The 24,720-nt window shown below is 74.3% G+C and carries 17 protein-coding genes; 15 read left to right on the top strand and 2 right to left on the bottom strand.

The window, feature by feature from the left end:
• Nucleotides 1-103: 103 nt before the first annotated feature.
• On the top strand, nt 104-2,653 hold the full coding sequence (locus ACIRS1_RS15610; RefSeq protein WP_402839743.1) for a lysylphosphatidylglycerol synthase domain-containing protein: 2,550 nt from the start codon (nt 104-106) through the stop codon (nt 2,651-2,653).
• Nucleotides 2,654-2,683: 30 nt separating this feature from the next.
• Here the strand turns inward: ACIRS1_RS15610 and ACIRS1_RS15605 are convergent, their stop codons facing one another.
• Entirely contained in the window at nt 2,684-2,881 is a 198-nt protein-coding gene (locus ACIRS1_RS15605; RefSeq protein ID WP_360211157.1) for a hypothetical protein, read from the bottom strand.
• Nucleotides 2,882-3,267: 386 nt separating this feature from the next.
• On the opposite strand from ACIRS1_RS15605, the gene ACIRS1_RS15600 reads away from it, so the two are divergent.
• From ACIRS1_RS15600 to ACIRS1_RS15540, 13 genes are all read left to right on the top strand, one after another.
• Nucleotides 3,268-3,912 carry a methyltransferase gene (locus tag ACIRS1_RS15600; RefSeq protein ID WP_360211155.1) on the top strand — a complete coding sequence of 215 codons (645 nt, stop codon included), beginning with the start codon at nt 3,268-3,270 and terminating at the stop codon, nt 3,910-3,912.
• A complete protein-coding gene (locus ACIRS1_RS15595) occupies nt 3,909-4,484 on the top strand; it encodes a TrmH family RNA methyltransferase (protein ID WP_360211153.1) in 576 nt (191 codons plus the stop codon). The genes ACIRS1_RS15600 and ACIRS1_RS15595 overlap by 4 nt, the downstream gene beginning before the upstream one ends.
• 181 nt (nt 4,485-4,665) lie before the next feature.
• The gene (locus tag ACIRS1_RS15590) at nt 4,666-5,598 is read left to right on the top strand and encodes a 3-oxoacyl-[acyl-carrier-protein] synthase III C-terminal domain-containing protein (RefSeq protein WP_360211151.1); all 933 of its coding nucleotides are present in this window, start codon (nt 4,666-4,668) and stop codon (nt 5,596-5,598) included.
• A gap of 71 nt (nt 5,599-5,669) precedes the next feature.
• The gene (locus ACIRS1_RS15585; protein WP_402839738.1) at nt 5,670-7,070 is read left to right on the top strand and encodes a hypothetical protein; all 1,401 of its coding nucleotides are present in this window, start codon (nt 5,670-5,672) and stop codon (nt 7,068-7,070) included.
• A 2-nt stretch (nt 7,071-7,072) separates the two neighbouring features.
• A complete protein-coding gene (locus ACIRS1_RS15580; protein ID WP_360211147.1) occupies nt 7,073-8,356 on the top strand; it encodes a type III PLP-dependent enzyme in 1,284 nt (427 codons plus the stop codon).
• A gap of 47 nt (nt 8,357-8,403) precedes the next feature.
• Nucleotides 8,404-8,670: an acyl carrier protein gene (locus tag ACIRS1_RS15575; protein WP_402839736.1), complete on the top strand. Its 267-nt coding sequence runs from the start codon at nt 8,404-8,406 to the stop codon at nt 8,668-8,670.
• A gap of 2 nt (nt 8,671-8,672) precedes the next feature.
• Nucleotides 8,673-9,566: a hypothetical protein gene (locus tag ACIRS1_RS15570; protein ID WP_402839734.1), complete on the top strand. Its 894-nt coding sequence runs from the start codon at nt 8,673-8,675 to the stop codon at nt 9,564-9,566.
• Nucleotides 9,563-10,285, top strand: coding sequence for a hypothetical protein (locus ACIRS1_RS15565; protein WP_402839731.1), 723 nt, complete (start codon nt 9,563-9,565; stop codon nt 10,283-10,285). The genes ACIRS1_RS15570 and ACIRS1_RS15565 overlap by 4 nt, the downstream gene beginning before the upstream one ends.
• Nucleotides 10,282-11,442, top strand: a complete 1,161-nt coding sequence (locus ACIRS1_RS15560) for an acyl-CoA dehydrogenase family protein (RefSeq protein ID WP_402839729.1) — start codon at nt 10,282-10,284, stop codon at nt 11,440-11,442. The genes ACIRS1_RS15565 and ACIRS1_RS15560 overlap by 4 nt, the downstream gene beginning before the upstream one ends.
• A gap of 53 nt (nt 11,443-11,495) precedes the next feature.
• Nucleotides 11,496-12,257, top strand: coding sequence for a 4'-phosphopantetheinyl transferase family protein (locus ACIRS1_RS15555; protein ID WP_402839726.1), 762 nt, complete (start codon nt 11,496-11,498; stop codon nt 12,255-12,257).
• Between the two features lie 153 nt (nt 12,258-12,410).
• Nucleotides 12,411-14,636 carry an MMPL family transporter gene (locus tag ACIRS1_RS15550; RefSeq protein WP_360211135.1) on the top strand — a complete coding sequence of 742 codons (2,226 nt, stop codon included), beginning with the start codon at nt 12,411-12,413 and terminating at the stop codon, nt 14,634-14,636.
• Nucleotides 14,637-14,874: 238 nt separating this feature from the next.
• Nucleotides 14,875-15,165 (top strand): helix-turn-helix transcriptional regulator, encoded by a 291-nt coding sequence (locus ACIRS1_RS15545; RefSeq protein ID WP_360211133.1) that lies wholly within the window; start codon nt 14,875-14,877, stop codon nt 15,163-15,165.
• Between the two features lie 214 nt (nt 15,166-15,379).
• Nucleotides 15,380-16,060: an AfsR/SARP family transcriptional regulator gene (locus tag ACIRS1_RS15540; RefSeq protein ID WP_360211131.1), complete on the top strand. Its 681-nt coding sequence runs from the start codon at nt 15,380-15,382 to the stop codon at nt 16,058-16,060.
• A 184-nt stretch (nt 16,061-16,244) separates the two neighbouring features.
• Here the strand turns inward: ACIRS1_RS15540 and ACIRS1_RS15535 are convergent, their stop codons facing one another.
• The gene (locus ACIRS1_RS15535) at nt 16,245-23,393 is read right to left on the bottom strand and encodes an amino acid adenylation domain-containing protein (protein WP_402839721.1); all 7,149 of its coding nucleotides are present in this window, start codon (nt 23,391-23,393) and stop codon (nt 16,245-16,247) included.
• A gap of 223 nt (nt 23,394-23,616) precedes the next feature.
• Here ACIRS1_RS15535 and sbnA point away from each other — a divergent pair, with 223 nt between their 5' ends.
• Nucleotides 23,617-24,654, top strand: a complete 1,038-nt coding sequence (sbnA, locus tag ACIRS1_RS15530) for a 2,3-diaminopropionate biosynthesis protein SbnA (RefSeq protein WP_402839719.1) — start codon at nt 23,617-23,619, stop codon at nt 24,652-24,654.
• Nucleotides 24,655-24,720 lie beyond the last annotated feature (66 nt).

Below are 24,720 nucleotides of genomic sequence, written 5' to 3'. Positions count from 1 at the left end.
GGCGGCGGCCGGCGGGGGGCGGCCCGGCCGGGACTGCCCCGCGGCCGGGCGGAAGCCGGCTTCCGGTCCCGGACGGCACGGATGGCGTGGGACCATGCCACCCGTGGCGATCGTGACGGGGAGTACGAGCGGCGACACCGGCGGGGGCACGACCGCCGAGGCGCCCACAGCAGCGCGCCGGGGCATACCCGGACGCACCGGCGGCGGCCGGAGCCGGGCGGTGTCCGAGTCGGGCCGGGTCCGGCAGCCCGTCGCCCTGATCCGGCTCCTCACCGGGCTCCTCGCCGTCGCGGTCACCCTGCTGCTCGCCGACTACGCCCGCGCCACCACCGGTGGCATCGCCGCCGACGTCGCCGAGGCCGCCGCCCTGGTGCCCCGGCCGCTCGCCCACCTGGCCAACGGCCTCACCACCGCCGCCGTCCTCCTGCTGCCGGTCGTCCTCGCCGCCCGCCGCCTGCTCGGCCCGGACCGGCGACGCGCCCTGCAGCAGGTCTCCGACGGCCTGCTCGCCGCCGTCCTCGCCTACGGCGCCACCCTCGGCGTCGACCTGTGGGCCGACGCGCACGCCCCGCCCTCCCTGCTGGCCGCGCTCACCCAGCCGCTGCCCGACGGCGTCCCGGGCCACACCGAGCCCGTCTACGGGTACCTCGCCCCCGTCCTCGCCTTCATGACGGCCTCCGGCAGCCGCGAACGCCGCGCCCCCTGGGCCGTCCTCGCCGTCTCCGGCCTCGCCGGGCTCGCCGGCGGCTACGCCACCCCCACCGCCCTCCTGCTCGGCCTGCTGCTCGGCTGGACCGGTGCCCACGGCACCCTCTACGCCGTCGGCACCCCCGACCCGCTGCCCGGCCCGCGGGAGATCCTGCGCGCCCTGCGCGAGAGCGGTCTGCGCCCCACCGGGGCCCGAGCCGTGGCACCCGACCACCACCTGGTCCACCAGGCCGACGGCAGGCCCGACCTCGACGTCCTGCTGCTCGAGCGCCAGGCCGTCACCGCCGCCGCCGTGCAACGCGCCTGGCGCCGCCTGCGGCTGCGCACCGCCCCGCACCCGCGGGCCCTGCGCTCGCCCCGCACCGGCCTCGAGCACGAGGCGCTCGTCACCTACGCGGCACTCGCCGCCGGCGTCCGCACCCGCCGCATCGCGGCCACCGCCGGGCTCGGCCACGACACCGCGCTGATCGCCTACGAGCACCTCCCCGGACGCACCCTCGACCAGCTCGCCGAGCCGGAGATCACCGACGAGCTGCTCGCCGAGGCCTGGCGGCAGCTCGCCCGGCTGCAGCGCCGGGAGATCGCCCACCGGGCCCTCGTGCCGTCCTCCCTGCTCGTCGACGACGACGGCGCGGTGCACCTCGTCGACTTCGCCGACGGCGACATCGCGGCCAGCGAACTCGTCCTGCACTGCGACATCGCCCAGCTGCTCACCACCCTGGCGCTGCGCACCGGCGCCGCCCGCTCCGTCCGCAGCGCCATCGCCGTCCTCGGGCCCGACCCGGTCGCCGCCGCCCTCCCGCTGCTCCAGCCGATCGCCCTGGCCCTGCCCACCCGGCAGGCCCTGAAGCAGGCCGACCGGGCCGGGGCGCGGCCCGCCCCGGCCGCAGCGGAGACGGACGCCGGGGACGGGCCGGCGCCGGCCGCGGCCGGCAGCGGGCTGCTGGACGCCATCCGGGCCGAGGTGCTGCGGGCCCGGCCGCAGGCGGTGGGCCGGCCGGTGCGGCTGGAGCGGCTGCGGCCGCGGACCCTGCTGGCGGTGGTCGGCGGGGTGGTGGCCGGGTGGCTGCTGATCCCGCAGCTGTTCGCCGCCGAGGACAACCCGATCGCGGCGGTGGCCGACGCCGCCCCGGCCTGGCTGGCGCTGGCGCTGGTCGCGGCCGCGGCGAGCCACGTGACGGCCGCGATGGGGTTCGTCGGGTTCGTGCCGGAGCGGCTGGACTTCCGCAACGCGGTGCTGGCCCAGCTGGCCGGGGCGTTCGTGAAGCTGGTGTCGCCCGGGGGCGTCGGCGGCGTGGCGCTGAACACCAGGCTGCTGCAGCGGGCCGGGATCCCCACCGCGCAGGCGCTGTCCAGCGTCGGGGTGGGGCAGCTGATGGGCCTGGTGCTGCACCTGCTGCAGCTGGGCGCCTTCGTCTACCTGCTGGACCTGCAGCCGGGCGGTTCGGGGCTGGACGCGCTGCCCGCGGTGGTCGGCGGGCTCGCCGGGGCGGCGGCCCTGCTGGCGCTGGTGTCGGCCGTCCCGGCGGCCCGGCGCTGGCTGGTGGCCCGCTTGCGGCCGCTGACCGCGGAGGTGCTGCCCCGGCTGCTGGACCTGCTGCGCAGCCCGACCCGGCTGGCGGTCGGCCTGACCGGCCAGCTGCTGGTGTCGATCTGCCTGATCGCCTGCCTGTACTGCTGCACCCGGGCGATCGGCCGGGCCCCCTCGTTCGCCTCGGTGGCGGTGGTGTTCCTGGTGGGCAACGCCGCGGGCAACGTCGCGCCGACCCCGGGCGGGGCCGGCGCGGTGGACGGCGCGCTGATCACGCTGCTGCAGCAGACCGCGTCGATGGAGAAGGGCGGCGCGATGGCGGCGGTGGCGATGTTCCGCCTGCTGACGCTGATCCTGCCGGTGCTGCCGGGGTGGGCGGCGATGACCTGGCTGCAGCGCCGCAAGGCCCTGTAGGGCCTGTAGCCGCCCGTCCCGCCGGGCCGGCTACTCGCGGTACTCGTCCTCGTCTAGCTGCACGACCCGGCTCTGCTCGGCGGCGTCCGCGACGTCGGTGGCGGGGTCGGCGCCGAGGGCCCGCCGCTCGGCGACCTCGTCGTACTCGTCCCCCTCGGCCGCGTCGTCGTCGGGCTCGACGGTCTCGACCGTCTCGTCGATCAGGTAGTCCTCGTGATTCTGCGGCATGGCGTCCTTCCTCACTGTTCGTTCGGAGGCTCCCACGGGGCCCGGATGGCGGTACTCGCAGTATCCGCCGCCGGACGGCCGGACGCGAAGCCCCGGGCGGTCCGGCGTGTTGCCGGGGCTGCCGGACGGGCCGGGACCGGCTGGCGGAGCAAGGGGTCGAGCGGCCGCCGGGAGGGGTGCGCCGCGCACCCGGGGCCGCCGCCACGACGGGGCACGGCACCACCGGCGGCCCGGGGCGCACCGGCGCCGGGGTACCGGCCCCCCGCGGGCGGGCGGGCCGCGGGCGGAACGCGCCGCAGGCCGCCGGGGGTACGATCGGTGCCGTACCAAGGGCTTACCCACACCCACCCGGTGGCCCCGAGGCCCTTACGAACGACGGGGAAAGCATGTCCGGCTCGCACTACTTCACCGGTGCACCCGAGGTCGCCAGCGAGCGCCGGCCGATCACGGTCTCCCTCCCGGACCTCACCCTCGAACTGACCACCGACGCCGGGGTCTTCTCCCGCAGCCGGCTCGACCCGGGCACCCGGATCCTGCTGGAGCACGCCCCGCCGCCGCGGGTGCGCGGCCCGATCCTGGACGTCGGCTGCGGCTACGGCCCGATCGCGCTGACCTGGGCGAGCCGGCGCAAGCGCCTCCCGGTCTGGGCGGTGGACGTGAACGAGCGCGCGCTGGAGCTGGTGCGGCTGAACGCCGGGGCGCTCGGCCTGGGCAACGTCCAGGCGGCGCTGCCGGACGACGTCCCGGAGGACGTGCGGTTCGCCACGATCTACTCCAACCCGCCGATCCGCATCGGCAAGGCCGCGCTGCGCGGGCTGCTCACGCACTGGCTCGGCCGGCTGACGCCGGACGGCTCGGCGTTCCTGGTGGTGCAGAAGCACCTGGGGTCGGACTCGCTGCAGAAGTGGCTGAACGACCAGGGCTACCCGACCACCCGCGTCGCGTCGGTCAACGGGTTCCGGATTCTGGAAGCACGGCCCCGCCCGGAGGCGGGCGAGGGGCCGGAGAGTGGACGGGGAACGTCGTCGTGAAGCAGTTGCGCGGGACCGAACTGAAGCGCCTGCACCGCTCGTGGCGGCGCAGCAACGAGTTCCGGCTCGCGATCATCCTGGAGAACCTGCAGTCGCCGTTCAACGTCGGCTCGGTGGTCCGGACCGGCGCGGCGATGGGTGCCGAGAAGCTGTACCTGACCGGAGACACCCCGTCGGTGCGCTCCTCGGGCGCGCAGAAGGCCGCGATGGGCACCGACAAGTACCTCAAGGTGGAGCACTTCCCGACGGTCGCCGAGGCGGTGGCGGCGGCGAAGGCGGACGGCTTCAAGGTGGTCGGCCTGGAGCTGGCGGACGAGGCAGTGCCGATGTTCGCCGCCGAGCTGACCCCGGCGGTGGCCTTCGTGCTCGGGCACGAGGACCGCGGGATCACGCCCGAGGCGCTCGCGCTCTGCGACCAGGTGGTGTTCGTGCCGCAGCTGGGCCGGGTCGGCTCGCTGAACGTCTCGGCGGCCGCGACGGTGGCCTGCTACGAGGCCCGCCGCCAGGGCTACGCGATCAGCGGCACCCCGGACGGCGGCGACCTCGGCGGAGACCTCGGCGACGACGAGTAGCACCGAGCGGATCATCGTCACACCCCCGGAGGGGCGGGCCGGAAGGCCCGCCCCTCCGTCGTCGTGCCCGGCCGCGATCCGCCGGCCCGGCCCCGGCCCGCGCCCTCCCGCGGCGGCCGTCGGAGCGGGTGGTCAGCGCAGCGTCAGCTAAGCGTCAGCGCGTCACGCGACTGTAGTTGGCATGACGTCGATCACGGCAGTCTCCAGCTGTCTTCCCGACACCATCCCGATCGCCCGCTTCCAACAGGAACTCCAGCTGACGGATGTGCAGCTCCGGCGCTACCAGCGCTTCTACGGGCTCGCCGAGGTGTGCCGCGACCCCGCGGCGACCGAGACCGAGCTGCTGCTGCGCGCCGCCACCAAGCTGGTCGAGCTGCGGGGACAGGAACAGCGCGTCAAGTACGTCCTGCAGGCCCGGACCATGCCGTCGCCGCTGCCGTACCCGATGACCTCGCTGCAGCCGATCCAGGCCGAACTCGGCCTGGAGCACGCCGCGGGGTTCGTCGTCTCGCACCACGCGTGCGCCTCCGGGCTGCTCGCGCTGGACATGGCCGGCACCCTGCTGGCCGCCGACCCGGACCCGGACGCGCTCGCCCTGGTCCTGGCCGGGGAGAAGGCGTGCACCACCCAGACGCAGTCCATCCCGGACGTCACCGTCATGGGCGAGGGGACGGTGGCCTTCCTGGTCAGCGCGGACCGCACCGGATCCGACCGCATGATCGGCTACGCGACCCGCACCCACACCCAGTTCGGCGACGAGTTCATCATGGGCGACGCCGCCGCCAAGGAGTTCCAGGACCTGTACGGGCCGGGGCTCTGCGAGGTGATCGGCGCCGCCCTGGAGGAGGCCGACTGCCGCCTGGACGAGTTGGCGCTGGTGCTGCCGCACAACGTCAACCGGCTGTCCTGGATCGGCGTGTGCAAGGCGCTCGGACTGCCGCTCGAGAAGGTCTTCCTCGACCTGATCGGCGAGACCGGGCACTGCTTCTGCGCCGACCCCTTCATCAACCTGCAGAAGGCCACCGAGCTGGGGCGGCTGCGCCCCGGCGACCGCTACCTGATGACCAGCGTGGGGCTCGGAGCGACCTTCGCCGCCATGGTCTTCGAGCACTGAGGGCCGCCAGGCCCTGAGCCCGCCGCGCCGCGCCGCCCGAGCGGGCGCACACGAGAAATGACGAGGTCGACATGCATCTACCGTCCTCCGGCTTCAGCGCGCGCCTCAAGCGCGCCGTGACCGGCTCCGCGGACACCCCGCTGGTGTTCCTGGGCAACTTCGAGGTGGAGAACCACTGGGCGATCGGTGAGCCCGCGCTGCCCCGGGTCGCCTCGCACGCGGGCAGCGCGGTGGTGAACCGGATGGACGAGTTCGCGCTGCTGCTCGGCGGCAAGGACGACCACGTCGTGCTGAAGACCCCGCTGGACGAGGGCTACCGCGGCTACCTGGAGGGCCTCGGGCTGGAACTGCCCACCGTCCACGTGGTGGCCGGCCAGGACCCGCAGCGCACCGTCAGCGAGGACGCCCTCGCCGACCCGGCGCTGCTGCGCGCGCTGTCCGCCGTCGCCGCCGAGGGCGCCCGGCTGACCGCGCACGGCATCTCCGCCGTGGAGGAGGAGCTGTCCGAGCGCACCGGGCTGGCGCTGGGCGCCCCGTCCGCCGCGGTCTGCAAGAAGGTCAACAGCAAGGTCTACAGCCGCCGGCTCTCCGACGAGCTGGGCATCCGACAGGCCCGCGGCTGGGCCTGCGAGACGCTGGAGGAGCTGGCCGGGGCGGTCGCCGCGGCCACCGAACTGCTCGAAGCCGGCCGCAAGGTGGTGCTGAAGGACGCGTTCGGCGTGTCCGGCAAGGGCATCGTCGTGCTGGACAGCGCGGCCCGGCTGGCCCGGCTGCACCGGATGGCCGTCCAGCAGGCCGAGAAGGCCGCGAAGGCCGAGGGCGGCGCGCCGCGCACCGCGCTGGTGATCGAGGAGTGGGTCGCCAAGCGCTGCGACCTCAACTACCAGTTCACGGTCGGCCGGGACGGCTCCACGCACTTCGACTTCGTCAAGGAGCTGCTCACCGAGGGCGGCGTGCACAAGGGCCACCGGATCCCGGCCCGGCTGACCGACGGCCAGGTCGGCGAGATCGCCGCGACCGCGCTGCGGCTGGGCGAGCGGCTCGCCGCCGACGGCTACTACGGCGTGGTCGGCGTCGACGCGATGGTCGACCCGGACGAGGGCCTGTACCCGGTCATCGAGATCAACGCCCGCAACAACATGTCCACGTACCAGAACGTGGTGCACGAGGGCGGCCTGGCCGGGGCCGAGGAGGTCGCCGTCGCCCGGCACTTCCCGCTGCGGCTGACCCGTCCGCTGCCCTTCGCCGAGCTCGCGGAGCTCCTGGACGGGCTGCTGCTGACCGAGCGGGGCCCGCGACCGCGCGGCCTGTTCGTGAACAACTACGCCACGGTGAACGCCGCCGCGGGCACCGGCGCGGACGGCTTCGAGGGCCGGCTGTACGGCGTGCTCGTCGGCGCCTCCGACGAGGAGATCGAGGCGATCGACACCGACATCACCCGCCGCCTCGCGGCGCATTCGGAAGGGAGCTGACCGTGAGCGTCGCATTCGAGGTCCAGGGCCTCGGGATCACCGGGCTCGCCGAGGAGTTCGGCACCCCGCTCTACCTGTACGACGGCGAGGAGATCACCACCCGCTTCCAGGGGCTGCGCGAGTCGCTGCACCCGGCGCTGGAGATCTTCTACTCGCTCAAGGCCAACCCCAACATCTCCGTCTGCGCGCTGCTGCACGACCTGGGCTCGCGCGCCGAGGTGTCCTCGCTGACCGAGCTGGTCACCGCCCGCCGGGCCGGCGTCGCGCCGCAGGACATCATCTTCCTCGGCCCCGGCAAGAGCCGCGGCGAGGTGGCGGCCTGCCTGGACGAGGACATCCACGCCATCGTCTGCGAGTCGATCGGCGAGCTGGACCTGATCGACGAGGTGGCCCGGGAGCGCGGGATCACCGCCCGGGTCGCGCTGCGGGTCAACCCGAGCTTCTCGGTGAAGGGCTCCGGCCTGACCATGGGCGGCAAGCCCCGCCAGTTCGGCACCGACGAGGAGCTGCTGCTGGCCGAGGGCAAGGACCTCGCCACCCGCTACCCCAACATCCGGCTGATGGGCGTCCAGGTCTACCTGGGCACCCGGATCCTGATCGAGGAGTCGGTCGTCGAGAACACCCGCCGGATCCTGGAGCTGGCCGAGCGCCTCTCCACCGAGCTGGGCTTCCCGCTGGAGACCGTCGACGTCGGCGGCGGCCTGGGCATCGCCTACTTCGACAACGAGAAGGACCTCGACGTCGCGGAGCTGACCGCCGGGCTGAACCCGCTGATCGCGGACTTCCGCGAGCGGCACCCCGACACCCGCATGATCATGGAGCTGGGCCGCTTCCTGGTCGCCGCCTCCGGCACCTACGTGACCCGGGTGCGCTACACCAAGACCTCGATGGGCGAGAACTTCGCGGTCACCGACGGCGGCACCAACCACCACATGGCGGCGGTCGGCATCGGCTCGTACGTCAAGCGCAACTTCCCGATGGTCGCGCTGGAGCGGATGGACGAGCCGGCCACCGAGCCCTGGCACATCACCGGGCCGCTCTGCACGCCGAACGACGTGATCGGCAAGAAGGTGCCGATGCCGGCGCTGCGGGCCGGCGAGCTGGTCGGGGTGCAGCGCTCCGGCGCGTACGGGCCGACCGCCTCGCCGGTGCACTTCCTCAGCCACGGCTACCCGGCCGAGGTCCTCGTCCTGGACGGGCGGGCGCACCTGATCCGGGAGCGCGACGACGTCGAGGCGATGCTCGGCCGCCAGCGGCTCTACGCCGCCGGCGACGACCAGAACTGACCACCCACCGGCCGACCGACGGCCGGGACCGGACCGAGGAGAACAGCATGACCGAGACCACCGCCACCGACGCCAAGTACGTCGACGCCGTCCGCAAGGGCCTGTCCGAGGTCCTCAACAAGGACGTCTCCGGCGCGGCCGAGAGCGTCCGCCTCTTCGACGAGCTGGGCCTGGACTCCAGCAGCGCGCTCGAACTGCTCATCACCATCGAGGAGATCCTCGACGTGCAGTTCGACGCCGACGAGCTGGACATGACCCACTTCGAGACCGTGGGTTCGCTGGCCGGCTTCGTCGCCGCGGAAGCGAGCGCCTAAGCATGTTCCGCGCGAGTGCGCCCGTACGGCGCCCCGTCCCGGTCGGCGCGGACGGCCCGGCCGGACCGGCCCTGGCGGCGGCGGCCCTGCCCCGGCTCGTCCGGGCGGCCGCCCACGTGCCGCCGGGGCCGGGCGCACCGTACCGGCCGGAGGGCGCGCGGGAGGAGTTCTACCGCGAGCTCGGGGCGCTCTACGGGGCGGACTTCGACCGCGGCCAGTTCGCCGCCTCGGGGCGGCGCACCTCGGTGGAACTGGCCTACGGCGCGCTCGACGCGCTGGGGCCGCTGACCCCCGAGGAGTGCCCCGAGGTGGTGGTGGTCGCCTACGCCGCGCCGGACTTCGACCACGCCGAACTGGTCGCCTCCTGCGTGAAGCGGCGGCTGCCCGGCGAGCCGCTCTCCTTCGCGCTGTCCGACCAGGGCGTCCTGGCCCCGTTCAGCGCGCTGCGGGTGGCCGTGGAGTACGCCCGGCGCTGCGGCTGGTCGCGGCTGCTGCTGCTGGTCGTGGACCAGGGCACCCAGCCGTTCCCGCTGCCCGCGACCGGGCAGTCCGCCGTCCACGCGGACGCCGCGGTCGCCCTGCTGCTGCACTGGGACGGCGGCGACGCCGCCCTGGGCGGGGCCGCGCAGGGCGTCCCCGAGCCGGGGCTGTTCGCCCACTGGGACGACCGGGCGTCGGTGGTGGCCGGCGCCGGCCTCTCCGACGCCGGCGCTGAACTTCCGGCGCACGACGGGACGTTGATCAGGGTGGCGGACGGGCAGCCCGCCACCGGCGGCTGGGCCGCCCTGCTCGCCGTCACCGACCGGGACCGCCCGGTGGTGGTGGCCGACTACGACCGGGAGCGCGGCCTCCTGGCCTACTGCACGCTCGACACGGGGGAGCTGAGGGTCCGATGACGGTTCCGGCCGAGGTGCGCGAGCACTGGCGGGAGGCACGGACGAGTGCCCGCAACGACGGACTCGTCCCGGCGCTGACCCTGCTCTCCCGCGCGCTGTCCCCCGGGGTGGCCCCGCGCGGCCCGCGCGGACACGCCGTGGTCCCGCGCGAACTGCTCGGGGACCTCCCCGAGTTCGACGAGGAGGAGGACGGGGACGGGGGTGCGGACCCGGTGCCGGGACTCGCCGTCCTCGGCCCCGCCGCCACCCCGCCGGCCCCGGCCGGCCCGGACTCCCATGACTGGGGCACCGGGCTCGCCTGGCTGCGGCTCGGCGCGTCCGAGCGGCTGCGCGAGGCCTGCACCGCCTACCTCGCGGCCCGCCAGGTCGAGGGCACCTCGCTGCTGCTGCAGCAGCTGGTCAAGGGGGCGCTCGCCGACGTGCTGATCGACCACCTCGAGATCGAGGGCGTCCTCGACGACCTCGCCGAGGGCGTCGACCCGGACTCCCCGCTCGCCCCCGTGCTGCCGCTGGACGCCGCGGCCCTGGCCCGGCTCCAGGCCCAGATCACCCAGGCGGACCGGGCGCTGCTGCGGCTGCTCGGCGCCCACGGCTTCACCGCCGACGGGCCGGGCCGGACGGCGTACGCCTCCGAGCTGCTCGCCGACGTCTACTGCGGCTGGCCGGGCCCCGCCGGGGTCCCCGCCACGAACGCCACCTCCCGGAAGGACAACGCGTGACCAGCCTGCCGGCCTCGCTCGACACCACGCACCGGTACGTGCGGCGGTGGGCCGACGACCTGCGGGCGGGCGCGCTCGAACTCGACCGGGACCCGGAGGCCGTCCACCGCTTCCTGGACCTCCCCGCGGTGCGCTTCCTGGCCGGGCACCAGGTGCCGCCGGACTGGGACCGCGCCTCCGCCGAGGCCGGGGCCGGCCCGGCGCACGGCCTGGCCACCCTGGAGCGCGTCCTGGTCAGCGAGGAACTGGCGCGCGGCGACGCCGGGATGATGCTCGGCTCGCCCGGCGCCTCGATGTGCGGGGTCCTGCTGAGCGTGCTCGGCAGCCAGGCACAGAAGGACTGGGTGTACGGCCGGCTCGCCGAGCGCCCCCGCTGGACCTGCTTCGCCCTCACCGAGCCCGAGCGCGGCTCGGCCATCGGCGAGATGACCACCACGCTGACCCCGGTCGGCGACGGCTCGTACCTCCTGGACGGCGAGAAGCGCTACGTCGGCAACGCCGCCCGCGCCGACCTGGGCGCGGTGTTCGCCCGCGTCGCGGGCACCGAGCGGCTCGGCGTGCTGGCCGTCCTGGTGGACACCGCCGACCCGGGCTTCCGGGCCGAGCCGCTGCCCACCCTCGGACTGCGCGGCGTCCAGCTGACCCGGATCACCCTCGACCGGGTGCACGTGCCGGCCGAGCGGGTGCTCGGCACGCACCTGCCGCCGACCCGGCGCGGGATGTGGAGCATCGTCTCGGTCTTCAACCAGCTCCGCCCCAGCGTGGCCGCGATCGCCCTCGGCATCGCCCGCGCCGCGCACGACTACGTCGCCGAGAACCGCAAGGAGCTGCGCGGGGCGGAGCGCGAGCTGTTCGAGGCGCTCGGGCGGCGGATCGACGCCGCACGGGGGTTGACCTACCGGGCGGCCCTCGCGGTGGACCGCCGGCCGGCCGCCGGGCACCTCTCCTCCGCGGCGAAGGCCCGCGCCTGCGAGCTCGCCGAGGACGTGACGATGAGCGCACTCGGATTCTTCGGACCGGGTGCGCGACTGGATCACCCGCTCCTCGACAAACTCGCCCGCGACGCAAGGGGCGTGGAGTTCATGGAGGGGACACGGAACATCCAGAAGCTCAATCTGTTCCAGGGGCTGCACACCGGAAAGGTGGGCCGGTTCTGAACAGGACCGAACAGTCCTCCGCTCGGGATTCGGTCGAGATCTGGAGGATTCCGTTGAACGGCGCGCGCCGCCCCGGGGACCGGGGCGGCGGCGCCGCGCCGGACGGCCCGGACGGCTACCCGCCGCACCTGGAGGAGCTGCTCGACGAGCAGGAGCGGGCGCGCGCCCGGGCCGGGCGGCTGCCCGGTCTGCGGCGCCGTTTCGTGATCGCGCACGCCGCCACCCGGATCGTCCTCGGCGAGCGCCTCGGGCTCCCCCCGGACGGGCTGCGCTTCACCCGCGGACCGTGGGGCAAGCCCGCGGTCGCGGGGGCGGACGGGCTGCACTTCAGCCTCTCCCACTCGGGCGAGACCGCCCTGCTCGCGCTGGCTGCGCGGCCGGTCGGGGTGGACGTCGAGCTGGCCCGCCCGGACCTCGACGTCGACCGGCTGGCCGGACGCTTCTTCCCCCCGGAGGAGCGGGCCGCGGTGGCCGCCGGCGGGCAGCCGGTCTTCACCCGGCTGTGGACCAGGAAGGAGGCCTGCGTGAAGGCCTCCGGCGGCAGACTCACCCAGGGCATGGGGATCCCCGTCGCCCACCCCGGCCGGGAGGCCGCCGTGTACGCACGCTCCGGGCCGTTGCCCGGTCCGTGGAGAGTCGTCGATCTGCCGCTGCCCGGGGGATACGCGGGGTCCGTCGCACTGACCGGCGACGGGCCCTTTAACGTGTCCCGGCGGATGTGGTATCAAATTCCGCCTGGGGAATCCGGTGTCGACACTCTCCCACCGGTACTCGCGTCGAGCCCCGAGTCGGTTCTCGACGAGGCTGTCAAGTAGAAGAAACTCCCCCTCGAATCGTCGAAGTTGTACCCGTGATCATGCGTCGGAGCGTCACTAGATTCAGGGACGCGAGCAAACGTCGCACCGCACCGGCCGGACTCGGAAGTCAGGCCCGTGGCCGATCCGGGCATTTCTTCTGAGGAGGGGAACGTGATCGTGGAAGGCAGGAACGTGATCACCAGGGCCGCTCGGTGGAGCGCCGTCCACCCCTGGTGGGCGATAACGCTCTGGGTGGTGTTCGTCGTGGGGGCCCTGGTGGTCGGCGGCGTCACGGGCACCCGGCAGGCCACCACCTCCGACCTCTCCATCGGGCAGTCCGGCCGGGCGGCCGAGATCGCCCGCAGCGGCGGTCTGCAGGAGCGCGCGGTGGAGAACGTCCTCATCACCCCGTGGGGCGGTGGGCAGCTCGACCCGGTCCGGGCCGGGGCGGCCGCCTCGGACGCCGCCCGCGACCTGCGCGACGTGCCCGGCATCAGCGCCGTGGACGAGCCGGTGTCCGCCCCGGACGGCTCGGCGATGCTCGTCCCGGTGACCCTGGACGGGGATCCGGAGACCGCCTCCGACCGGGTGCAGCCGATCATCGACGCCGTGGCGAGGACCCACGAGTCGCACACCGACCTGCGGATGGAGCTGGTCGGCGCCGGGTCGATCAAGGCCGGGCTGAACGAGATGCTGAGCAAGGACCTCGGCAAGGCCACCGTGCTGAGCCTGCCGGTGACCCTGCTCGTCATGGTCTTCGTCTTCGGTGCGATCGTCGCCGCGAGCGTCCCGGTCGTGCTCGGCCTGTCCTCGGTGCTCGCCGGGCTCGGCCTGTGGGGGGTGGCCTCCCAGCTGGTGCCCGACCCGGGGCCGGTGACCCACGTCATCGTGCTGATGGGGATGGCCATCGGGGTCGACTACTCGCTGTTCTACCTCAAGCGCCAGCGCGAGGAACGGGCCCTGGGCGCCAACAACATCGACGCCATCGAGATCGCGGCCGCCACCTCCGGGCACTCGGTGCTGGTGTCCGGCGTGGTCGTCATGATCTCGATGGGAGCGCTCTACCTCGCCGGTCACATCGCCTTCGAGTCGATGGCCACCGGCGCGGTGCTGGTGGTCGGGATCGCGATCATCTCCTCGCTGACCGTCCTGCCGGCCATGCTGTCCCGGTTCGGCCGCTTCCTGGACGCCCCCCGGGTGCCGCTGGTGTGGCGGCTCACCCAGGCCGGCGGGGTGAAGCCGCGGCTCTGGTCGACGATGCTCAAGCCCTCGCTGCGCCACCCGGTCATCGCGCTGGTGCTCTCGGTCGGCGCCCTGCTCCTGCTCGCGGTGCCGGCCCTCGGCCTGAAGCTCAAGGCCACCGGGATCGACGACCTGCCCCGCTCGATCCCGGCGATGCAGGCCAACGAGCGGCTGACCAGGTCGTTCCCGAGCCCGGCGGACACCCACACCGTCGCGGTGAAGGTCCCGGACGGCAAGGCCTGGGAGCTGGCCACCGCGGTGACCGCGCTGGTCGACCTCACCTCCCGGGACGACCTCTTCGTGCACTCCCCCGCCCCGGTGGTGCGCACCTCGCAGAGCGGGACCGTGGCCACCGTGGCGATCGGCACCCGGTTCGACAGCGGCTCCCCGGAGGCCCGCGCCTCGCTGGCCCGGCTGCGCGAGGACCTCGCCCCGCAGACCCTCGGCGCGATCGCCGGCGCCCAGTTCGCGGTCGGCGGCAGCGACGTCGCCTTCGACGTCGACTACCGGGCGAACGTGATGCGCAAGATGCCCTGGGTGCTCGGGGTGGCCCTGGTGCTGACCTTCCTGGTGATGACCGCGGCCTTCCGCTCGGTGATGCTGGCACTGATCACCGTGGTGCTCAACGTGCTGTCCGCGGCGGCCTCCTTCGGCCTGCTCGCGCTGATCTTCCAGCACACCTGGGCGGAGGACCTGCTGCACTTCGAGTCCACCGGCCGGGTGGTCGCCTGGCTGCCGCTGATGCTCTTCGTGATCCTGCTCGGCCTCTCGATGGACTACCACGTGTTCGTGGTCAGCCGGATCCGGGAGGCGGCCCGCGGCGGACTGTCCGTCAAGGAGGCCGTGGAGCAGGGGATCACTCGCACCGCCGGGGTGGTGACCAGCGCCGCGGTGGTGATGGTCTGCGTGTTCGCCCTGCTGGCCTCGCTGAACTTCATCGAGATGAAGCAGATGGGGGTCGGCATGGCCTGCGCGGTGCTGCTCGACGCCACGGTGATCCGGATCGTCGTGCTGCCGGCCGTGGTCACCCTGCTCGGCTGGAAGACCTGGTGGCCCTCGCGGCTGGCCCGCCAGACCACCACCCGCACCCCGCGGATCCCCGCCATCGTGGCGGCCGCCGCGGCGGCCTCGGCGGCCCGGACGACACTTCCGTAACACCGGAACCACCCGCACCGGCCGGGGGGAAGGGCTATCCTTCCCCCCGGCCGTTTTCGTGCGCATACCCGTCTGATAACGGCCATGACAAGGTGTTTGACTCCACCTATCCTGTGGTGGTTTGTTACGGGAGTTGTAGAATCGCATGCGCGTTCGCCGGCGCGTGAGAGCCTTCCGAGGGGGGAGGCGGGCCGGCAACCGCACAACGGGGAAGCAGGGGGCGGTCAGGGGGGTGGCCATGCACAGTGACGGCAGCCTCGCCTCGACGCGCTGGCATGAGGAGCTCAACCGGGTCGGGACGCTGTCCGGACGGGAACGACAGGTCTTCGACCTGATCGGGGCCGGGCACTCCAACCGCGGCATCGCCGCCCGACTGCACGTCACCGAGCGCACGGTGAAGGCCCACGTGGCCAACATCCTGGCGAAGCTCGGTGTGGAGTCGCGGCTTCAGGTAGGGCTGGTGGCCCAGGTCCACCAACTCATGTACGAAGGTACATGGCCGCACGAGCCACGTGTGACCGATACTTGACCAGCGCGAATGATACCCAGGCTTTTCCCCATTTTCAGGCCCCCCTAAACAAGTCGACCGCTGTTCGTAGTAGCGGGCCTGAGGTCTCAACAGAAAAGCTTGTGGCTGGAGTTCACCGCTAGGGACGGGGAAATTGGTGTACATCTCCATTTTGGGCCCACTGTTGATCGGCGACGGTCAACGCACAGTAGGTCTGAGGGCGAAGAAGAACCGCGTGATGTTGACCATGCTGGCGCTCAACGCCGGCCAGGTCGTCGCGTTCGACGAGCTGATCGACGAACTGTGGGGGGAGGCACCGCTCAAGAACGCGCGCAACGCGCTGCAGGCCAACGTCAAGCGCATGCGCAAGTCCTTGGCGGAGCTCGGTCTGGAGGGGCCGGACCAGGAGGTCATCCGCACGGTCGACAACGGATACATGCTGAACGTCTCGGAGGAGTCGGTCGACGCGTACCGGTTCCTGCGGACGGCGGAGAAGGGCGCGCAGCTGGTCGGCGACCGGCCGTACGAAGCCATGGACACGCTCCGCGGGGCACTCGCGATGTGGCGCGGACCGGCCCTGCTCGACACGAGCGACGGGCCCTGGTGCCGGGCCGTCGCGCTGCGTCTGGACGAACAGCGCAAGACGGCCCGCGAGGACCTGATCGCGGCTCAGCTCCAGGCCGGCGAGGCCGCCGCGGTGGTGGCCGAGCTGAAGCAGTTGCTCGCGCAGTACCCGGAACGGGAGCGGTTCAGCGAGCAGCTGATGATCGCGCTCTACCGGTGCGGCAGACAGTCCGAGGCCGTCGACATCTTCCACCGCACGCGGAAGTGGCTCGACGAGGAGCTGGGGCTCAAGCCGAGCCGCCGGCTCCACCACCTCTACCAGGCGATCCTGATGCAGGATCCCTCCCTGTAGGTCCCGGACAGCTCCCGGGGTGACTCCCGGGGCGAGGGCAGCTCGCCCCGTCCGCCGGCGGCTCCGTCAGGGGCCGCCGGCGTTCTTGCGCGTCGTGCCGGCTCGTCGTTCCGGCGCGTGTCGTTCTCGTGCGTCGTTCCGGTGGTGGCCGGGCCCGGTCTCCCGGGCCCGGCCACCGGGCGTTTCAGGACCCGCGCAGCCCGGTGTCGACCACCGTGCCGATCCGGCGGGCCGCCGCCGGGGCGAGCATCTCCTCGTGCCCGCACGGGACTTCGTGCACGGTGAGGGCACCGGTCAGGTGCGCGCGCCAGCGGTCGGCCAGTTCGGCGGCCGGGGCGCCCTGGACCTCGTCCGCCGCGGTGAACAGCAGCAGCGACCCGTCGAACCGCCCGGGCGTGAAATCCCGCGCGATGTCGGTGTGGTGGCGCATCACCGTCATCAGCCGGCCGAGCTCCCGGTCGTCGATGCCGGCCCCCGCGGCGTGGTGGGCGAGGAAGGCCGAGCGGATCTCCTCGTCGGTCGGGTCGTGGTCCCCCTCGTGCACCGGGAAGACGTCCAGCGCCGCCAGGAAGGCCACCCGCTCGCCCTCCGCCTGCAGCCGGACCGCCATCTGGTGCGCCACCAGGCCGCCGAAGGACCACCCCAGCAGGTGGTACGGGCCGTGCGGCTGCACCCGGCGGACCCTGGCCAGGTAGAGCTCCGCCAGCTCCTCGACGCTCTCCGGCCGGTCCCACTCCCCCTCGGCGGCCGCGACGCCGTCGGACTGCAGCGCGTACACCGGCCGGTCCGGATCGACGTGCGGGGCCAGTTCGGCGTACGGCAGGCCGAAGCCCACCCCGCCGTGCACGCAGAACAGCGGCTCGGCGGATCCCGTCGGGCGGATCGCCAGGACCGGCTCCAGCAGCTCCTGCGTCACCCGCGGGGCCGGCCCGGAGGGCCGGGCGGCCGCGGCGAGCGCCGCCACCGTCTTGTGCGTGAAGACGTCGGCCAGCGAGAGCGTGAAACCGGCCTTGGCGGCCCGGCTGACGATCTGCACCGAGCGCAGGCTGTCCCCGCCGAGGGCGAAGAAGTCGTCGTCCGCGCCGATCCCGTCCAGCCCGAGGATCTCGGCGAAGACCCCCGCGATGGCCTCCTCGGCCGGGGTGCTCGGCGGCTGCGCCGGACCCCGGCCGGCCGCGGGCGCCGAGCCGGGGGCCGGCAGCGCGCGGGTGTCGAGCTTGCCGTTCGCGGTCAGCGGCAGCGCGGGCAGCGTCACCAGGGTCGCGGGCACCATGTGCGCGGGCAGCGACTCGGCGACGAAGGCGCGCAGCACCGGCACGTCCACGGCGGCGACGCCGGGCAGCGGCACCACGTACCCGGTCAGCTGGGGCACCCCGGTGGGCGAGGGGACGACCAGCACCGCGGCCTGGACCACCACCGGGTGGCGCACCAGCGCGGCCTCGACCTCGCCGAGCTCGATCCGGAAGCCGCGCAGCTTGACCTGGTGGTCGACCCGGCCGACGTAGTCGAGCGTGCCGTCGGCCCGCCAGCGCACGAGGTCGCCGGTGCGGTACATCCGGGTGCCGGCCGGGCCGTACGGGTCGGCGACGAAGCGCTCGGCCGTGGTGACCGGGCGGCCCAGGTAGCCGTGCGCCAGGCCGGTGCCGGCGATGTACAGCTCCCCGGTGACGCCGACCGGCGCGGGTGCGAGCGCCGCGTCCAGGACGTACAGCCGGTGGTTGTCCAGCGGGCGGCCGATCGGCGGGCGGCCGCTGCCCGGCAGCAGCGGGTCGCTCCAGGTCGCGCAGACCGAGGCCTCGGTCGGGCCGTAGGCGTTGCGGAACTCGGTCAGCGGGGCGAAGCGGTCGACCAGCGCGGGCGGGCAGGCCTCACCGCCGACCAGCAGGTGCAGGCCCTCGGGCAGTACCACGTCCTCCGGCAGGCCGGCCACCACGGTCGGCGGCAGCACCACGTGGTTGACGCGGTGCTCGGCGAGCAGCGCGCCCAGCACCTCCCCGGAGACCCTGCTCTCGTCGGTGGCGCACACCAGGGTGCCGCCCGAGAACAGCGAGACCCCGAGCTCCCACACGGTGGCGTCGAAGCTGAACGAGGCGAACTGCAGCACCCGGGTGTCCGGCCCGGCGCCCATCCGCGCCCGGTGGTTGGCGACCAGGTTGGCGGCCCCCAGGTGCGGCACCACGACGCCCTTGGGGCGGCCGGTGGAGCCCGAGGTGTAGATCACGTAGGCGACGTCGTCCGGCCCGAGCGGGCGGGTGCGCTCGGCGTCGACGGGGTCGTGGTCCGGCCGGCCGGTCAGGTCGGAGCGGGTGGCGAGCGAGTCCAGGACCAGCGGCACGACGCCGTCGGGCAGCCCGGGCAGCCGGTCGGCGACGGCCTCGACGGTCAGCACCTGGGCGGGCGCCGCGTCGCCCAGCATGTAGGCGATCCGGTCGGCCGGGTACTGCGGGTCGACCGGCAGGTAGGCGGCGCCGGTCTTGAGCACCGCGAGCAGCGCGACCACCAGCGGCGCGGAGCGCGGCATGGCCAGCGCGACCACGTCGCCCGGGCCGACCCGACGCTCCAGCAGCAGGTGGGCGAGCCGGTTGGCCCGCTCGTTGAGCGCCGCGTAGGACAGCCGCATGGTCGCCGGTCCGGCCGGCACGGCGTCGGGGCCGATCAGCGCCGGGTGCTCCGGGTCCGCGGCGGCCAGGCCCTCGAACAGCTCCGTCAGGGTGACCGGGGTGAGCGGGGCGGTCGGGCCGGCCCACTCCTCCAGCAGGACCCGCCGCTCCTCGGCGGTGAGCAGGTCGAGGGCGCTGAGCGGGGCGTCGGGGGTGCCGGCCGCGGAGCCGAGCAGGGTGGCCAGGGCCCCGGCGAGGCGGGCCGCCGTCGCCCCGGTGAAGAGGTCTTCGCGGTACTCCAGGCGGATGTCCAGCCCGGCCGGGGAGCCGTCCGGGCCGGTCCGCTCCAGCACCTGGAAGGACAGGTCGAACTTGGCCGTGGTGGAGCCGACCGGCAGCACCTCGGCGGTCAGGCCGGGCATCGCGGGCAGCGGGTCGGCGCTGTTCTCGAAGGCCAGGATCACCTGGAAGAGCGGCTGCCGGCCCATCGAGCGGACCGGGTTGAGCTCCTCGACGAGGTGCTCGAAGGGCAGCTCGGCGTGCGCGTAGGCGGTCAGGTCGCTCTCCCGGACCCGCCCGAGCAGGTCGGTGAAGCTCGGGTCGCCCGAGGTGTCGGTGCGCAGCACCACGGTGTTGACGAAGAATCCGACCAGATCGCGGACGGCGTCGTCGGTGCGCCCCGCCACCGGGCTGCCGAGCGGGATGTCGGTGCCCGCGCCGAGCCGGGTGAGCAGGGCGGCGAGACCGGCCTGGACGGCCATGAACAGGCTCGCGCCGCCGCGCCGGGCCAGCTCGGCGAGCCGGGCGTGGGTCGGCGCGGGCACGGTGCACCCGACCTCGCCGCCGCGGTGCCCGGCCCGGGCCGGCCGCGGGAAGTCGGTGGGAAGCTCCAGCTCCTCCGGGATGCCCGCCAGCGCCTCGCGCCAGTGCGCGAGTTCGGCGCTGGCCAGGCTGTCCGGGTCGTCCTTGGAGCCGAGCAGTCCGCGCTGCCACAGCGCGTGGTCGGCGTACTGCACCGGCAGCGGCTCCCAGCCGGGTGCGGCACCGGCCAGCCGGGCCCGGTAGGCCGTGGAGAGGTCCCGGGCGAGCGGGCCGAGCGACCAGCCGTCGGCGGCGATGTGGTGCACCGTCAGGGCCAGTGCGTGGTCGTCCGGGCCGAGCACGAACAGCCGGGCCCGCAGCGGCACCTGGGCGGAGAGCTCGAAGGGGTGGGCGGCCTCGGCGGCCAGCGCCGCCCCGAGCGCGCCCGGCTCCGATCCGGCGAGGTCCACCACGACCAGCCGGGCGCCGGCCCCGTCGGCCTCCCCGGGGGAGAGCACCAGCTGCGAGGGCAGCCCGTCGGCCTCGGCGAAGACGGTCCGCAGGCTCTCGTGCCGGGCCACCACGTCCCGGACGGCGGCGGCGAGCGCGGCGGCGTCCAGCGGGCCGGTGAGGCGCACCGCCAGCGGGATGTTGTAGGTGCCGGTCGGGCCGTCCATCTTGTCCAGGAACCAGAGCCGCTCCTGGGCGTGCGAGAGCGGCACCGAGGACGGCCGGTCGGGGACGGCCCGCAGCGCGGGGCGCCGGGGGCCGGCCGGTTCGCCGGCCGCCTCGGGCGCCTCCGGGTCGAGGGCCCGGGCCAGCGCCTCGGCCGTCCGGGCGTCGAACAGCGCCCGCACCGGGACGTCGGCGCCGAGCGCGGCGCGCAGCCGGTTGGCGACCCTCGTCGCGGACAGCGAGTGGCCGCCCAGCTCGAAGAAGTCGTCGTCCGCGCCGACCCGGTCGAGGCCGAGGGCCTCGGCGAAGACCGCGCAGAGCAGCTCCTCGCGTTCGCCCACGGGCGCGCGCCCGGTGCCCGCCCGCTCGTCCGGCGGGGCGGGCAGGGCCTTGCGGTCGATCTTGCCGTTGGGGGTCAGCGGCAGATCGTCCAAGGGAACGTACACGGCAGGGACCATGTGCGTGGGCAGCACCGATGACGCCCGCTCCCGCAACCGGTCGCGGTCGATCCCTGCCGGTACGACATAGGCGACCAGGCGGGCGTCCCCCGCCCGGTCGGTGCGGGCCGTGACGACGGCCCGCGTCACTCCGGGCTGCGCCGCGAGCACGGACTCGATCTCGCCGAGCTCGATGCGGTAGCCACGGATCTTCACCTGGTGGTCGCTGCGCCCCGCGTACTCCAGGGCGGCGCCGGCGGCGTCCCAGCGGACGATGTCGCCGGTGCGGTACATCCGCGCGCCGGACGGCCCGTACGGGTCCGCGACGAAGCGCTCGGCGGTCAGGCCGGCCCGGCCCAGGTAGCCGCGGGCCAGGCCGGTGCCGGCGATGTAGAGGTCGCCGAAGGTGCCGTCGGGCACCGGGCGCAGCGCGCCGTCCAGGACGTACACCCGGGTGTTGGCGATCGGGCCGCCGATCGGCGGCGGGCCGGCCTCGGGGTCGGTCAGGGGTGCGGCGGTGGACCAGATGGTGGTCTCGGTCGGGCCGTACACGTTGGTCACCGACGCGCAGTGCGCGGTGAGCGTACGGGCCAGGGGTTCGGGCAGCGCCTCGCCGCCGACCAGGGCGCGCAGCCCGGCCAGCCGGGGGGCGTGGTCGGCGGCCAGCGACTGCCAGAGGCTGGGGGTGGCCTGCAGCAGGGTGGCGTCCAGCCCGGTGACGGCGTCGGCCAGGGCGGCCGGGTCGCGGACCGTCCCGCGGTCGGCGACCAGCAGTTCGGCGCCGGCGGCGAGCGGGACGAACAGCTCCAGGTTGGCGATGTCGAAGCCGAAGGTGGTGACGGCGAGGAAGCGGTCGGCGGGGGTCACCGCGAAGCGGGCGACCATGTCCTCGACCAGGTTGACCAGGGCGCCGTGCGGCACCACCACGCCCTTGGGGCGGCCGGTGGAGCCCGAGGTGTAGATCACGTACGCGGGGTGGTCGGCGAGCGGGGCCGTGCGTGCGCGCTGCCCGTGCGCACCGGCCCCGGTCTCCGTGCCGTCCAGCACCCACAGCTCGCCGGTGGCCGAGCCGCCGTCCGCGGTGAGGAGCTCGCGGACCCGGCGGTGGGTGAGGGTGACCACCGGGGCGGCGTCGGCCAGCATGTAGCGCAGCCGGTCGACCGGGTAGTCCGGGTCCAGCGGCAGGTAGGCGGCACCGGACTTGAGGACGGCCAGGGCGGCCACCACCAGGTCGCAGGAGCGGTCCAGCGCGATCGCCACGACCTGCTCGGGCCCGGCGCCGGCGGCGGTCAGCGCGGCCGCCAGTTCGTCGGCGCGCTCGTGGAGCCGGCGGTAGGTCAGCCGCTCGTCGCCGCAGCGGACCGCGGGGGCGTCGGGGGCGAGGGCGGCCCGGGCGTCCAGCAGCGGGGCCAGCCAGTGCCCGGACAGCGGCGTCGCGGTGGCGTTGCGGTCCTCGGTGACCCGGTCCCGTTCGGCCTCGTCCAGCACGTCCAGCCGGCCGCAGGGCTCGTCGGGCGCGGTGACCGCGGCGGCCAGCAGCCGGGCGAAGCGCCGCCCGACCAGCTCGGCCTCCGCCCGGTCGACCAGCGCCGGCACGTGGTTGACCGCGAGGCCGAACGGGGTGCCGGGGAAGACGGTCAGGGTGAGCGGGAAGTGCGTGGCGGATCGGACGTCGGCGCCGGTCACCCGGGGGCCGCCGGCGGTGGCCAGCGGCAGGCCGCCCATCGGGTAGTTCTGGAACATCAGGGCGGTGTCGAAGAGTTCGCCGCGCACGGCGGTCAGCTGCTGGACCTCCGCCAGGGTCAGGTGCTCGTGCGCCAGCAGGTCGGCCTGCGAGCGCTGCACGTCGGCGAAGAGCTCGGCCGGGGTGCGGGCCGGGTCGACGTCCACCCGGACGGGCAGGGTGTTGGCGAACAGGCCCACCATCCGCTCGACGTCCGGGACCTCGGCCGGGCGGCCGGAGGTGACCGCGCCGAACAGCACCGTGTCCTGGCCGGTCAGCCGGGACAGCAGCAGCGCCCAGCAGCCCTGCACCACGGCGTTGACGGTCAGACCGCGCGAGCGGGCGAAGGCGGTCAGCGCGGCCGAGACCTCGGGGGTCAAGTCCAGCGGGACGGCCTGCGGCAGCGCGCCGGCCCCCTCGGCCCGGGCCCGGCCCGCCGGCACCAGCCGGGTCGGGTCGACCACTCCGGCCAGGGCGCCGGTCCAGGCCCGCCGGGCGGCCTCCTTGTCCTGCGCGCCGAGCCAGGCCAGGTGCGCCTGGTAGCGGGCGGCGCCGGTGCGCGGCTCCTTCGACGGCGTACCGCCGGCCTTCAACTCCTCTGCGAGCGCTGCGAGTTCACTGATCAGCGAGACCATCGACCAGCCGTCCACCAGGATGTGGTGGACGGTCCAGATCAGCCGGCAGCGGCCGCCCCCGGCACGGGCCAGGGTGATCCGCTGCAGCGGCGGGCGGGCGAGGTCGAAGCGGCGCAGCCGGTCCTCCTCGGCGAGCCGGTCGAACTCCTCCTCCGGCCCCGCCGGGGCGGCCGTCACCGCGACCTCCCGCCAGGGCAGCTCGACGGAGGTGGGGACGACCTGGATCGCCTCGCCGTTCTTGCGGTGCCGGAAGCAGGCCTTCAGGTTGGGGTGCCGTTCCAGGAGGAGGCCGGCCGCGGTGCGCAGCGCTGCGGCGTCGGCGTCGGTCAGCTCCTCGAGGTCGAGCACCAGCTGAATGGTGTAGACGTCCGTCCCCTCGCGGTCGTACTCCGAGAGAAAGAGCAGTCCCTGTTGCAGCGGCGAGAGCGGGAGGACTTCACTGATGGCGGACGGCCGATTCAAACCGGGCTCCTCATGGAAGGCCTGCATGGTGCGGAATAACAAACGTTTTCCGATGGCGCTGACGGGCAACTGACCGGCAACTGACGGACCGCTGACGCGCGGCCCCCCGGCGGCCCGAAACCCTGGTGGCGGGCCCCGTCAGCAATCCGTCAGCCCCTCGTCAGCGCGCGACGAGAGGCTTGCCGCCGAGGCTAATTCGTTACCGAAGGCCAGGAGTCTCCAAGTGCCGGTCATTTCCGCGTCGCACGAATTCGAGGTCAGCGACCTCTTCGTGAATCTGCAGCCGTTCTTCGGGCACCGTCTCTTCCTGAAAGTCGAAGGGTTCAACTTCGCCGGGTCCATCAAGCTGAAGGCCGCCCGGGAGATGGTCGCCCAGGCCGAGGCCGCCGGGGTGCTCGGCCCCGGCTCGACCCTGGTGGAGTCGTCCTCCGGGAACATGGGCGTCGCCCTGAGCGTGCTCGCCGCCAGCCGCGGCTACAAGTTCATCTGTGTCACCGACTCGCGCTGCAACGAGGTGACCAGGCGCACCATGGAGTCGTACGGCGCCGAGGTGCACCTGATCGACGTGCCGCACGAGACCGAGGGCCTCCTCGGTGCCCGGATCCGCCACGTCAAGGCGCTGCTCGCCGCCGACGAGAAGCGGGTCTGGCTGAACCAGTACCTGAGCCCGGGGAACTGGATGGCCCACTACCGGACCACCGCGCCGGCCATCGCCCGCGAGTTCCCGGACCTGAACGTGCTGTTCATCGGCGCGGGCACCACCGGGACCCTGATGGGCTGCGCCCGGTACTTCCGCGAGCGGCGCCCCTCGGTGCGGGTGATCCCGGTCGACAGCGTCGGCTCGGTCACCTTCGGCACCCCGCCGGCCACCCGGCACATCCCGGGCCTGGGCACCAGCGTCCGTCCGCCGCTGCTCGACGACACCCTGGTCGACGCCCCGATCCTCGTCGAGGAGGCCGACACCGTCCGCACCTGCCGCGAGCTGATGCGCGGCGGCTTCCTGTTCGGCGGGTCCACCGGGACGGCCGTCAGCGGGGCGCTGCGCTGGCTGGACGAGCACCACGGCGACGGCGCGGGCGGGGTGCGCGAGCGGATCACCGCCGTGACCATCGCCCCGGACCTGGGCGAGCGCTACATGGACACCGTCTACCACGACGCGTGGGTGCGCGACACGGTCGGCCCGGAGGGCCTGCTGCCCGGGATCGAGCACCGCGGGCTCGGGGCGGGCGTCGCCGCCGGGCTGCAGCCCGTGTCCGGCTGAGCGGACCGCACGGGCGCGAACAGCGGTGTCAGAGGTCGAGAGTGTCGCGGCGGGGCCGAGGCCGAG

This window comes from Kitasatospora sp. NPDC101176 (assembly GCF_044768035.1).
In the GTDB taxonomy this organism is placed as follows: Bacteria; Actinomycetota; Actinomycetes; order Streptomycetales; family Streptomycetaceae; genus Kitasatospora.
Note: the sequence above shows the minus strand (reverse complement) of the source record. Positions and strands in the feature narration are given on the sequence as shown.

Excerpts from the sequence above, each read along its gene's own strand:
- ACIRS1_RS15605 (WP_360211157.1), bottom strand. The coding sequence starts at position 2,881 with ATGCCGCAGAATCACGAGGACTACCTGATCGACGAGACGGTCGAGACC.
- ACIRS1_RS15600 (WP_360211155.1), top strand. The coding sequence starts at position 3,268 with ATGTCCGGCTCGCACTACTTCACCGGTGCACCCGAGGTCGCCAGCGAG.
- ACIRS1_RS15590 (WP_360211151.1), top strand. The coding sequence starts at position 4,666 with ATGACGTCGATCACGGCAGTCTCCAGCTGTCTTCCCGACACCATCCCG.
- ACIRS1_RS15585 (WP_402839738.1), top strand. The coding sequence starts at position 5,670 with ATGCATCTACCGTCCTCCGGCTTCAGCGCGCGCCTCAAGCGCGCCGTG.
- ACIRS1_RS15575 (WP_402839736.1), top strand. The coding sequence starts at position 8,404 with ATGACCGAGACCACCGCCACCGACGCCAAGTACGTCGACGCCGTCCGC.
- ACIRS1_RS15570 (WP_402839734.1), top strand. The coding sequence starts at position 8,673 with ATGTTCCGCGCGAGTGCGCCCGTACGGCGCCCCGTCCCGGTCGGCGCG.
- ACIRS1_RS15565 (WP_402839731.1), top strand. The coding sequence starts at position 9,563 with ATGACGGTTCCGGCCGAGGTGCGCGAGCACTGGCGGGAGGCACGGACG.
- ACIRS1_RS15545 (WP_360211133.1), top strand. The coding sequence starts at position 14,875 with ATGCACAGTGACGGCAGCCTCGCCTCGACGCGCTGGCATGAGGAGCTC.